Annotated in this window: 8 protein-coding genes; 3 read left to right on the top strand and 5 right to left on the bottom strand. The window is 45.9% G+C overall.

Annotated features, from left to right (window positions below; all coding sequences use genetic code 11):
• Window positions 1–197: 197 nt before the first annotated feature.
• Complete coding sequence (locus PMG71_RS15830; RefSeq protein ID WP_283754672.1) at window positions 198–2,576, bottom strand: choice-of-anchor I family protein; 2,379 nt, start codon at window positions 2,574–2,576, stop codon at window positions 198–200.
• A 307-nt stretch (window positions 2,577–2,883) separates the two neighbouring features.
• A complete protein-coding gene (locus PMG71_RS15825) occupies window positions 2,884–4,182 on the bottom strand; it encodes a polysaccharide deacetylase family protein (RefSeq protein ID WP_283754671.1) in 1,299 nt (432 codons plus the stop codon).
• 176 nt (window positions 4,183–4,358) lie between these two features.
• On the opposite strand from PMG71_RS15825, the gene PMG71_RS15820 reads away from it, so the two are divergent.
• Both PMG71_RS15820 and PMG71_RS15815 read left to right on the top strand, forming a co-directional pair.
• Complete coding sequence (locus tag PMG71_RS15820) at window positions 4,359–4,514, top strand: hypothetical protein (RefSeq protein ID WP_283754670.1); 156 nt, start codon at window positions 4,359–4,361, stop codon at window positions 4,512–4,514.
• A 40-nt stretch (window positions 4,515–4,554) separates the two neighbouring features.
• Window positions 4,555–5,334 carry a photosystem II electron transport protein, Sll1252 family gene (locus PMG71_RS15815; RefSeq protein ID WP_283754669.1) on the top strand — a complete coding sequence of 260 codons (780 nt, stop codon included), beginning with the start codon at window positions 4,555–4,557 and terminating at the stop codon, window positions 5,332–5,334.
• On the opposite strand, the gene PMG71_RS15810 is transcribed toward PMG71_RS15815, so the two are convergent.
• Both PMG71_RS15810 and PMG71_RS15805 read right to left on the bottom strand, forming a co-directional pair.
• On the bottom strand, window positions 5,288–6,754 hold the full coding sequence (locus PMG71_RS15810) for a multicopper oxidase family protein (RefSeq protein ID WP_283754668.1): 1,467 nt from the start codon (window positions 6,752–6,754) through the stop codon (window positions 5,288–5,290). The genes PMG71_RS15815 and PMG71_RS15810 overlap by 47 nt on opposite strands.
• Before the next feature lie 57 nt (window positions 6,755–6,811).
• Window positions 6,812–10,303 (bottom strand): ATP-binding protein, encoded by a 3,492-nt coding sequence (locus PMG71_RS15805; RefSeq protein WP_283754667.1) that lies wholly within the window; start codon window positions 10,301–10,303, stop codon window positions 6,812–6,814.
• A gap of 249 nt (window positions 10,304–10,552) precedes the next feature.
• Here PMG71_RS15805 and PMG71_RS15800 point away from each other — a divergent pair, with 249 nt between their 5' ends.
• Entirely contained in the window at window positions 10,553–11,899 is a 1,347-nt protein-coding gene (locus PMG71_RS15800; RefSeq protein WP_283754666.1) for a GTP-binding protein, read from the top strand.
• Window positions 11,900–11,914: 15 nt separating this feature from the next.
• On the opposite strand, the gene PMG71_RS15795 is transcribed toward PMG71_RS15800, so the two are convergent.
• Complete coding sequence (locus PMG71_RS15795) at window positions 11,915–12,529, bottom strand: 4Fe-4S single cluster domain-containing protein (RefSeq protein ID WP_283754665.1); 615 nt, start codon at window positions 12,527–12,529, stop codon at window positions 11,915–11,917.
• Window positions 12,530–12,827: the final 298 nt, after the last annotated feature.

The raw sequence follows: 12,827 nt of genomic DNA, 5'->3' as shown, positions 1-12,827 counted from the left end.
GCGATCGCCTAGTGGTTTTCATGGGCTAATATCAAGTCCGCTTATTCATGTCCGCGAAGCGGAAATACCCTAATTAAAAATCCAGGGAGCAAGATGCTCCCACTCCAGTCAGATCAAAGAATTCGAGGAGTGCGGGCATCTTGCCCGCTTCTCTTTTCCAAGTTAACCAGACTTGATATTACCCAGAGCGCAACGCGCTAAACCAAGGTCAACGAGTTGGTAAAGTCAACGCTGGCAAATGCGGTTGCACCAACGGCCAACTCTTGACCGGAAATGCTGCCCCCAACAAATAGGTTACTGGTGACGGATATATAGCCAGCCCTGTTGACCTGAATACTGGCAGTAGCAAACGTCAACTGTGTTGGAGCCACACCATTGACAACACCCAAAATAGAGGTTACGCCATTACGGGTGACTTGGATAATGGTGTTGCCATTGTCTACCCTAAAGGTGAGGTCATTGGGAGTAATGCCACCGGCGAGACCAATGGTATCGCCGGGACGATAATCTAAAATTACATCCGCTTGGGCTGCTGTTGTGGCTGCGGTGCTGGTGCGGAGGACAAACAGATCGTTACCTGCACCACCGATGAGAGTATCTATACCGAAGTCACCACTGATGACATCATCGCCAGTGCCACCATTAATGAGATCATTACCTTGACCGCCGAAGATGGCATCATTATCCACACCGCCATCAATGGCATCATTGCCTTCACCACCAGTGAGTTGGTCTTGACCAGCATCTCCGTTAACAATATCATTGCCGCGATCGCCCTCTCCGCGATCGTTGCCATCGCCACAGTTCACTTGGTCATCCCCTTGACCGCCATTACACATATCATTGCCCGTGCCACCATTGACCGTATCATCACCGCGATTACCGTTGGTGGTATCATCCCCTGCACCAGCGTTGATTTGGTCATTGCCATCTAAGCCAAAGATGACATTACTAGAGGCTGTACCGGCAAAAATATCATTACCCATCGTGCCTTGAAATTGTCCAGCCACTTCTACGACAATACCCGTTGACGGGGTTGGTGTAGGGCTTGGGGTTGAGCTGGGTGGGGCAGTGGGTTCTCCAGACGGACTAGGGGCAGGGGCAGGAGCAGGAAGATTAGGGGGTGGAACCTGGGTAATTTCATATAAGGTTGTCGTGCCGCTAAATTCATTCCCTACTGCTAGTAAGGGAGTCTTGTTCGGGCTATCGGCGGCAGGGATAAACTCTAATCCTTCGGGAGCAATATCTATGCCATTGGGCTTAATGTATTGAACGAAACTGGGCGCTGTGGGATTGCTTACGTCATAGACCATAATCCCGCCGATGCGCTCTAAGCCAATGAAGGCATAACTTTTGCCATCGATGACACCGGTGGCGATCGCCTCTGGTTCTGCGCCTTTATTATCACTGCGGGCATCAAAAGTTGTGACAATATTACCGTTATCCAGCTCACTTTCAGAGTTAAAGAGGGTGGGAACCTGCTCGGCGGTAATGCGCCCAAAATCGTCCCCACTGTCATAAATGAGAGTGCCAGATGAGTTCCAAATGGAGAACGATCGCGCTCCATAGGCAAATAGGCGATCGGTGTCCCCATCATTATCGGTGTCGCCGTCAACCGTGGAAACGCCTAAGCGTCCGATTTGTTCGTCTTTCTGAAGCTCGGCGGCATTGGGAAATGCTGTAGGATCTAAGGTTAAGTCCTTAATCCTTTTATCTTCACCGCGATCGTCCCCTTCATTGGCTGTCACGTAGTAGGTTTGACCGTTGGCTACAAAAGAAGCGATGGAATCGGGCATATACATGCCGAAAACCGGCCAGTTTTGCAGGTTAATCTTATTGTCGCGATCGCTGGCATCCAAACGATTTCCAGAAAGGCTATGATCTTTCAAGCCCAAGGGGAGGATGCTTTCAACGGTAGCACTGGCGATATTCACTTTGGCGATCGCATTATTTTCCTGGAGCGTCACAAAAGCCGTACTTCCATCGGGCGAAACCGCAATATACTCCGGTTCCATATCTTCGGCAACCGTTTTATTGGGGAATATCCGCACCCCTTGGTTTCGCAAGTTCGCTTCTTGCCCATTGAAAGCCGTAAAAGCTGCCGTTTGTACGGTCGCGCTTGCCACCCCGCCAGAGATATCGATAATACTGATAGAGCCTTCCGGGTCTGTATTCCCCGGCTCTCCTTCATTAGCAACTAGAACTTTCCGACCATCCGGAGTGAACGTTACCATATCGGGCAATGCACCTACGGTAACCGACTTGAGAAAATTGCCGTTAGGGTCAAAAAAAGCAACCGCGCCTGGGTTTACTTTGTCTGCATTTTCTACGGCAACGGCTACCACCCCATTGGCTACCGCGACGCTATTGGCTGCCGCACCTATGGTATTGACATTGAGGGTTGAGAGTAGAGTGGGAGTCCTCGGATCGCTAATATTCAGAACATCAACGGCTGCTTTCTGTGCATTGACTACAAACAGGCGTTGTGTTCCCGGATCGTGGGCTACGATTTCCGCAGCACTTTCGTCAATTACTCCTGATGAGTATCGTCCAATTTCTTTTAATTCTATTGCCATGATCGATTCCTAGGACAAAACTGCCTGCATCGTACTGAATTTTGTTACCTGCAAAGATTAAACATTGGATAGTTTACGATTAAGTTAACATTAAGGACTGTTAAGCGAATCGACTATAGCTTTTCTCAAGTTGATGAGATACAAAATGTGTAAGGTGGGCAGTGCCCACCCTACTGGCTTTCTCAATCGTTTGATATGACTGGAGTGGGAGCATCTTGCTCCCTAGGTTTTTAATTAGGGCAGAAAATGAATATCAATCCAGGAATCCTGAATTTTAATACCTATTCCCTAAACTTCTGCAAGAAGTCTATTCTTCCTCCATTTCATTTAAGGGAGTTTGTTGGGCTTCAATTTCTAACAGTTCGGGAACGGTGACGAACCGATAGCCCTGTTGTTTGAGGGTGGTGATAATTTGGGGGAGCGCTTCTACCGTATTGCGGCGATCGCCTCCTCCATCATGCAACAAAACAATTCCTCCAGGACTAACCGCCTTTAAAACCTTATCAATCAGTACCGGGGTAGACACATAATAGTCCTCCGAGTCCGCAGACCACATCATAATTCCATAGCCTTTAGAGGCAGCATAATCGGCTAAACCGGTATCTAGATTCCCTCCTGGAGGGCGAAATAGCTTAGTTTTAATCCCCGTGATGTCAAAAATCAGTTCGCTGGTAGACTCGATTTCCTGGGCAGCCGTTTGTGCGTCAACGGTCTGGGTATAGTGATGTTGGGTATGATTGCCCAGTGCATGACCGGCATCCGCCACTTTTTTAGCAATTTTCGGATACTGTTGCAGATGCTGTCCGACAAAGAAAAAGGTGGCTTTAATTTGATTTTCCTTGAGAATATCTAACACCTGTTCCGTTGTTTTCGGCCAAGGGCCATCATCAAAGGTTAAAGCGATGACTTTAGGCATGGCTAAGGCTTCAGCTTTACGAATCACTTTGCCGCGAAATGGCTCTGGAACTTCTATCATTTTGAAAGAGGGTTCAAGTTTGGGGGGAGCCATGGGAACCGGTGAAGCTTCGGGACTTGCAGAGAGGGTGGGAGCAGGATCGGGGGGAAGTGGTGTAGAGGTGGCGAATCTATTTTGATTAATCCAATGGGCATTGATTAACTGTGCGTAAAACCACCAACAGGAGAGAATAAAACTGGCTGCGGTTAAGCGACTGAGGAATAGGGTACGCATTAACCCAAATTGGAAGGGCAAAGGCGTAGAGTTGGGGTTTCCTGCTGCTGGAGGTAGGGCGATGATCTGTTCGCTGGCGGGGGTAAGAATGCGGACGGCTTGTTTCCAGAGGATGCGTTGATCGCCCGCTTGTCTAGCAACAATTCTCACATGGTGAATGGTGGATGAGTTTAGAGTCCACAGACGATAGCAGACAAACCGCACCAAACGCTGTTGCAGATTTAGGCATTGATCCTTGCGTTTGGGATGGTGAAAATCTACTTGAACATTGAGCCATTGATCTGCTGACTGGTTCACCTGCACAGAAACCCCTTGAGGTGCAAGTAAGCTATTCATCCAGTAAGTGATGGCTTGGGGGTTGCCTTCCTTAGCCAGTTGGAGGAGGGAAGGTTGGGCAGAGATCTCAGAATAGGTCATGGGTTATCGCTATCAGTGACCATTCACTGGTTACCGGGGGTCAACTTCCAATTTTTTAGGGTGAATGGGGATTTGTCAATCTTTGAGTCTTAATCGAGGATTGTGAAGTTTTGTAACAAATTGCCGTATCTGGGGGCGATCGCCTGATAACTCCCTAACCACAAGGGGAGGTGAACATGCTAACCACTCAAATTTTATTAGCAACTCAAGCCGTTTCCCCACTCCATCCTGCCCTCATTTGGGCCATTCTTGGAGTGATTCTTGGATCGAGCGAACTCTTATTACCCAAAACCGTTCCTAAAGCCTTTCAATATTATGTTAATCTTAAATAATGGTCAAATCAAACTTAAACTATTAACCTTAATTCCTATTATGCTACCTAAAGCAGATCTGCTCAAAGGCGTTGAACATCGAGAAGAAATGTCCCAAATTCTGGATCGGGCAGAACGAGCGATCAAAACCTGGGAAGTGGTGATGACTGATTTTCTATCTCCTGCGGTTTTAGCGGAATGTGAAACGGTGTTTAAGGGGTTAACGGAAGTCCATTTAGTGGCTTGGGGGGGATATCCACAAGCGGAACGAAAACGGTTAGGGATTGTGCGGGAAGAGGTTCCCCTAGAGCCGGAAAATGTAGAAATTGCGGTATTGGAAATTGCGGGAAATTTTCTGTTTGATACAGCCACTCATCGAGACTTTTTAGGGGCAATGTTGGGTACAGGAATTGTGCGAGAAAAAACGGGGGATGTGATTGTTTTAGGGGAGCGGGGAGCGCAAGTCATTGTGGTTCCGGAATTGAGTGAATTTTTGCAGATGAATTTAACTCAGGTGCGCTCGGTTCCGGTGAAAACCCAAGCCATTGATCGGGGAGAGTTGAAGGTAAGAGAACCGAAGCGCCAAGAAATGACAACGGTGGAAGCATCGATGCGTCTAGATGCGATCGCCTCTGCCGGGTTTCGCGTCTCCCGTAGTAAAATGGTGCAGATGATTGAAACGAAGGATGTGCGGGTGAACTGGAAAGAGATTACCCAAGCGAGTTATACCGTAAAACCCGGAGATTTAATTGCCATTCGCGGAAAGGGACGCTTAGAAGTCAAGGATATGGCGATCACGAAAAAGGAGCGCTATCGAGTGCAGATGATCCGATGGGTTTAGCCTCCTGGTCTGAGATTTCGAGCATACCCATCATGCCTTGATCTTCATGATCGAGGATATGACAGTGGTAAACGGTTTTACCGACAAAATCTTGATACTGCATCCGCAAACGCACGGTTTCTCCACGACGCACATTAACTACATCTTTCCAGGCTACAAGGGGTTCAGGGACTTGATTGCGGCTGATCACTTGGAAGGAGTTGACATGGATATGAAAGGGGTGATCCATGGCTCCTTGATTGATAATTTCCCAATCTTCAATTTGATTTAAGGGAGCTTGAATATCAATCCGTTGGTGATCGAAAGCTTGATTATTAATCAAAAATACCATACCCATTCCGGGACTCATGCCATGATTAAGGACAAACCGGCGCAAGGTTTGAGCTTCGGGTAAGGGTTTAATGGGAATCAAGGTTTTGGGCAGGGGTATGGGGGTGACGGCTTCGGTATACTTAAAGGTGGCGATCGCCTGGGTTTGGCTACTGCTAGAGGATAATCCCATATGGCCCATCATGCCCACAGTTCCCCGGTCATAGGGTAAAGTCGATAATGTATACTCAGATGGAGGGCGATCGCCTTTAATTAAAACCTGCGCTCGTTCTCCTGGTGCTAATAGTAACTCTGTTAATTCTACCGGTTCAGAAATTGCCCCCCCATCCGTAGCGATTAAATAAAAGGGATGCTCCGCTAAGGATAAACGATAAAAGCGAGAACTCGACGCATTCAACAGGTGTAAGCGTACCAAACCTTGGGCAGGAATCAAAAAATCAGGTTTAATTTTCCCATTCACGGTCACTAATTCCCCTTCTCGTCCTAACATGATGGCTCCAGGGAAGACGTTGGGATTGGGATTAGCAGTAAAATCTTTAATCACTAAAAACTGTTCAGAAGCTGCTTTAACTTCTGGAATTTCATCTAATTCTCCCCGCACAATTAACAAACCAACCAATCCCTTAAAAACCTGTTCTGCTACCTGTCCATGGTGATGGGGATGATACCAAAATGTCCCAGAAGGATGATGTTCAGGCAGTCTAAATTCATAGCGAAATTCTTCTCCAGGTGGAACAGAAATAAATACATTATCCGCAGTTCCTGTCGGTGGAATATGCAAGCCATGATAATGGAGATTAGTGGGTTGAATTAATTGATTTTGAAAATTGATTTTAATCGTATCTCCCGGTTTTGCTTCTAGTTTCGGCCCAGGAATTTGCCCATTATATCCCCATTGTACCAGCCGATTTCTACCAAGTTGTATCGGTGTTTCTTGTGCAACCATCTCTACCGATAATAATCCATCTTGACTAATATGGGTATTGGCCATCGCTGGCCCTTGGCTAATGGTTTTGCGGTTGCACTGACTGAGTAGCACTGTACCCCCTGAAGCGACCATGTAAGTGAGTAATTTTCGTCGATTTAGCATGATATTTCACCTTGAAATTGATTGAGATTAATGAATTCTTTATCTTATTAATTTGTACTAAATTTTATCAATTTCATCGACTAGCTTATATAATTCCTCAAAATCATAAGCATTGGCTAGAGCTTCTAAGGAGTGAGCTAGGTTCGGATCGTCATCTTCCAGTTCAATAATGAGCTGTAACATATAGTCTATATCTCCAGTGAGAATAGCTTCCTGGAAATTTTTCTGCCATGCTTGAGGGAGATGGCGCAATTGTTCCATGGTTAATGAGGATAGCGCAGGGGTTGAATCTGGGCTAGTGTATATAGAGACAAATTCAGCATTCAGATGTTGTTTGATGCTGTCGATAATCCGATCCGGTTTAAAGGGTTTACCAATAAAATCATTACAGCCTAAACTTAAAATTTGGCTCCGATTTTCGGCAAAAGCACTGGCAGTTACAGCAATAATAACTACGGGATAATCGGGCATTTGCTGGCGAATGATTTGGGTGGCTTTTTCTCCATCAAGTTTGGGCATTCTCATATCCATAAAAATCAAATGCGGTCGCCAAGCTTTACATTGGGCAATCGCTTCTTCGCCATCGGCTGCTTCGGCAACTTGAAAACCCCAATTGTTTAAGAGTGTTGTCAACAGTTGGCGATTGATTTGATTATCATCAGCGACTAAAACTCGATACTGAGGTTGATCGGGAGCTAGGATAACTGGCTCATAGCTCTCGGTTGAATGCAAATCACAAAGGCTCGATTCTTGGGCAATGGGAATATCAAACTTAAAGGATGTCCCTTTTCCTAGCTCACTCTCTACGGTTAATTCTCCTCCGAGTAATTGCACGAATTTTTGACTAATGACTAACCCTAACCCTGTGCCTTCTTGACTGTTTTTTCCACTTTGGGTTTGGACAAAGGCTTGAAATAAATTCTTGAGTTCATCAGGGTGCATTCCTACCCCTGTGTCGATGACTTGAAAGAACAAACGGTGACTATTGTTTTTGCAGAGTTCGATCTTTAGAGTGACGGAGCCTTGATGGGTAAATTTGATGGCATTATTGAGCAAGTTCACTAAAATTTGTTGCAGTTTGGTTTCATCGGTATTGAGGATTTCCGGGATATGGGTGGAGCTTTTGATGGTTAATTCTAATCTTTTTTTCTTGGCTTTGGAGGCGAACATCACATTCAGATTTTCGAGGAGACTGGCGAGGGGGAAGTTTTTAGGCTCAAAGGCGATATGACCGGCTTCGATTTTGGAAATATCGAGGACTTGATTAATTAAGCTGAGTAAATATTCTCCACTGTCTTGAATAATTTGGACAAATTCGCGATCGCGTTGAGAAAGATGGGGACTGTTGATTAAAAGCTGGGGATAGCCGAGAATGGCGTTGAGGGGGGTGCGAAGTTCATGGCTCATATTGGCTAAAAAGGTACTTTTAGCTTGGTTGGCTCCTTCGGCGGCTTCTTTGGCTTCTTGCAGTTCTAATTCTAGCTGTTTGCGATCGCTAATATCTAAGGAAATGGCAGTAACATTCCAACACTGTTGCTCTTCATCCCAGGTAGAATTATTGGTTTGGGAGATCCAGCGCGTTTTACCACTCTTGTCATAAATTCGATACTCATAGACTCCCATTTTCTCGGCACAAATATCAGTAAAAATGTCTTCTTGAATCGGTTGCCAATCACTGGGATAGATACGGGAAAGCCAAAAAAAAGGATCGGACATTAATTCGCAAGGACAATAGCCAGAGATAATTTGACTCCCTTGGGAGACTTCATTAATTTTCCAGGTGCGATCGCGATAGACTTGTAGGTAAGTAATCGCCCCACTGACGCTATTAAAGATTCTTTTGAGTTTTTGTTCTGAGGCTTGGCTCTCTATTTCGAGTCGTTTACGCTCTGTAATGTCTTTGGTAACCACCAGTAGATAGGTTTTGTCTTGAATTTGGCATAATTCAGCCGAAATCAAGGCTGTTTTAACCGCACCGGATTTCACTCGTATGGGCACTTCTAAGTTAGATACTCGGCCTTCTAATTGCAGGATCTGTAAAAATTGTTCGCGATCGCTCAAATTTCCCCAAAGTCCTAGATCCAATGTAGTATAACCAATCACCTCATCGCGAGAGTATTCGAGAAACTCAAGCTGCCTCTGATTGGCTTCTATGATTTTGCCGTCGGAAAGATTGGCAATGGCAATCGGATCGGGACTGGTGCGGAAAATAGTAGCAAATTTTTCTTCCGATTCCTGTAGTGCCTTCTGAAGTTGCTCGGCAGTGCGCTCAAAGGAGTCCGATAAGCGGTAGATTTCGGCGATCGCACTTTTACGCCCTACAGAAGGCTGCCAACGTCGTTCAGCTAAAGCGATACTCTCTTCACTGAGGCGTTGAATCGGAGCGGCAATCACCCGTGAGGTTAGGATTCCGGTTCCTATGACAATTATCAGGGCGATCGCCGATAATTGTAAAATGCGCTTCTGATTGGTGTTAATTTTAGCGGCAAAATCTGATTCGGGAATCGAAACCACAATCAACCAATCTAGTCCATACTCATCTTGGTAAGGAGTGATTTGTACAAACTCGTTTTCATCCTCAACTTTTAGAGCTAAGGTTTGAGCCTCCTCTATCTTGTTTAATTTCCCCCTATGCTCTTGTAGCGCCAAGGCGATCGCCTGGGTATGTTTATTATTACTTTCCATTGCATTTAACCGGCGGGGTTTCCCTTGTTCTGGCTGGATAAAAGAGGTTTCTAGGGTAGAGGAGGCGACCAACTCTCCAGAGCGTTCTAAAATCAAACTTTCACCGGATTTCGAGAAGTTTAATTCACTCAAAAATGTACTGAGTTCCCATAAGGATACAGCCGAGCAGAACATTCCCTGAAAGTTCCCCTCTCCATCACGGATAGGAGCAATTGCAAACAATCCTAAAGTCGGTACGACGCGATAGACAACAATAGGAGACCAACTGTTTTTTTGAGCGCTCTGAGCATACCGATACCACTCTAAATCCCGATTATTGACTGCCAATTCATAAACCTTTACCTTTGGCTCACCGTTGCTATCCACAGTATAATATTCCCGTTTTCCCGAATTAGAAGGGTTGGTTTGCACAAAGTAAAACATCCCTTTATACAAGGGTTCATCCGTTAAAGTTTGGGCTTGCTCAACTAACTCCTGAGAGTCTAGCTTGCCATAACTGACTTGTTCGCCTTCAGAATTCACTAACCCAATTGAACTTAAAGAAGGAGATAGGCGAATTTGTTGCCAAAAATAAGCTTGAAATGAGTCCAGATTCTCTAAGTCAAAAACCCCTTGCTTGAGAGCCTCTTGATTCACCTTCAGAGCTTGTTGAGGAGTCGCTATATAATCTTCAATTTCTTGGCTAATTTCTCTGGAGGTATTAGTGAGTAAACGATGGGCTAACTCATCAACAGACAATCGACTGCTTTGATAAGCAAAATATTGCAGTAAACTGACCACTCCTACTAATTGCAGCAAAAAAGGGACAATAAAAACTACTTGTAGGGGAATTTTTTTAGATCTAGTTTTTGAAATAAATTTCATAGTTTGCTATCGTTTTTTCCTAGGGACTCTTGCAATCCACCGTAAAATGTTGAGATCGAGATTAACTATATGAGGGGCAAGCATCACTTTTAAGAAATAAGTGCGGTGTCATTATAGCATAAACGATTGCCTTGTCAAAGGGAGGAGGTTATCTAGTTATGTATGTGAAAACTTGGATCGCGGTTCTCAGAATTATGGTAAAATAATCTCATAATTAAGAGCTTAACTGAAATTTAAACCCTAGATGCCTTGAGTAACCCATCGAACCATCAAGAAAATCACCTCAGTTTGGCTCGCGCCAGTATTCGCCGATCGCTGGCTCAGTATAACCCCCTGCTGCGCCAAGACCCTACTCTGGCCATTCAACCCGAACTCAAAACCCTTAAGGCGAACCTAGAAAAACTGGATCAAAATGTAATTCGGATTGCCGCTTTTGGGTTAGTGAGTCGGGGAAAATCGGCGGTTTTAAATGGATTAGTGGGTCAAAAAATTCTCCCCACTGGCCCCATTCATGGAGTCACTCAATGGCCGCGATCGGTGCGTTGGATACCCCAAGGACAAAGCAAGGTGCAAATTGAGTTGATCGATACTCCTGGACTCGATGAAATTGGGGGAGAAGTACGGGCGGATATGGCGAGAGAAGTAGCCCAAGAAGCGGATTTAATTCTGTTTGTGGTAGCCGGAGATATTACTCAAACCGAATATGATGCCCTGCTATTTTTAGCTCATACCCATAAACCCTTAATTTTGGTATTTAACAAAGTCGATTTATATCCCGATCCGGACTTAGAAGCCATTAGTCGCAATCTGCAACAATTGGGGCAACCGCAAGAGTTGACCGAATTGCTGACGACGGAGGAAATGGTGCGAGTGGCAGCCGAACCGATGCCCAGACAAGTGCGGGTGGAATTACCGGATGGCCAGGTACAGTATGAATGGGAATATCCTGCGCCCCAAATTGAGGAGTTGCGGACAAAAATTTTACAGGTGCTGAATCGGGAAGGGCGATCGCTCCTTGCCCTGAATGCCTTAGTACAAAGCCAAGCGGCTGAAGCTCAAATTGCCCAAAAAACCCTGGATATTCATCATCAACAAGCAGAAGCGCTCATTTGGCAGTATGCTCGCTCCAAAGCCTTAGCCATTGCCCTCAATCCGATCGCCCTCTTAGACATACCAGGGGGGGCGATCGCCGATTTAGCCCTGATTCGTGCCCTCAGTCGCTTATATGGCTTACCCCTCACCGATCGCGAAGCGCGAAAACTCTGGAAAACCCTGCTCTTGAGTTCCGGAGGCTTAATTTTAGGGGAACTGGCAACCCTCCTCTTAGGAATGGGAAAAACTGCCGCCACCCTCATCGGCGCAACCGGAGAAATCGGGGCTTTAAGCGCTTGGATACCCGGAGCCATCTTGCAAGGGGCGATCGCCGGTTACGGAGCCTACCAAGTCGGACAAATCACCCGCATCTATCTGCAACAAGGCTGTACCTGGGGGAACCTCGGCCCCAGCACCATCATCCACCAAATTTTACAACAACTCGACTCCCAAGCCATCCTCTACCGCCTCCGTCAGGAAATCGAGTCCTCCTTAAATCAGTAATCAGTAACAAAACACTCAGGAAATCTCCGTCAAAGCCATCTGGCCACGATAACCCGTAATTAACCGAGTCCCATCTTTCAGAATATGGATCTCCATTTGATCGCTCGCCCAACTAATCGCATGTTCAAACGCTGGATTCAGGATATGAACGCGCTGATTACTCGAAGAAACCGCAGACGTAGGAGAATGAATCGCCAAAGATTCAACATAGGGGCCATCAATCAAAATATCCAGCTCATCAAGTAACTCCTGTGCCCCTTCCGGCGCATCTTTCGCCCTTAACTGTTCAATAGTAAAACCCGTAAACGACATCACACTCAATCCCTTAGCCTTAAGCTGACGAGCCAAATTCGCCAACCCTGGAGCCTGCCAAAACGGTTCCCCTCCCGAAAAAGTCACCCCTTCATTACGAGGATTGCTGGCAATTTTTTCAGCTAGAGTATCAATCGCAATCAATTGATTAATCTCAAATGACCAAGACGCAGGATTAAAACAACCCGAACAAGCACGGGTACAGCCTTGAACCCAGACCACCGCACGACATCCTGGGCCATTGACTTCTGACTCGTCTACATATCCCATGATATTGAGATGGTTGGGGGGAAGGGTTGGGGAGTTAGGATGATTCATGATGGCTAGAGAAATGAAGGTTGGTTCCTATTCTAGACGCAAGACACCTACATAGTTATAAAGTGAATATTAAAGTTTTAAGCTGATTGCCCACGATCGGGGCGTGGTGCTATAGAGCTAGTCTAAATGAGTTGTGCAACGGGAAATGCCCTCTCCCTTTCATATCAAGTCCGGTTTCCGCAAGCGGACATGAAAATTTGTTAAGAAGCGGGCAAGATGCCCGCACTCCTCGAATTCTTTGATATGACTGGAGTGGGAGCATCTTGCTCCCTGGATTTTTAATTAGGGTATTTCCGCT

The sequence above is a fragment of the Roseofilum acuticapitatum BLCC-M154 genome (assembly GCF_030068475.1).
In the GTDB taxonomy this organism is placed as follows: Bacteria; Cyanobacteriota; Cyanobacteriia; order Cyanobacteriales; family Desertifilaceae; genus Roseofilum; species Roseofilum acuticapitatum.
Note: the sequence above shows the minus strand (reverse complement) of the source record. Positions and strands in the feature narration are given on the sequence as shown.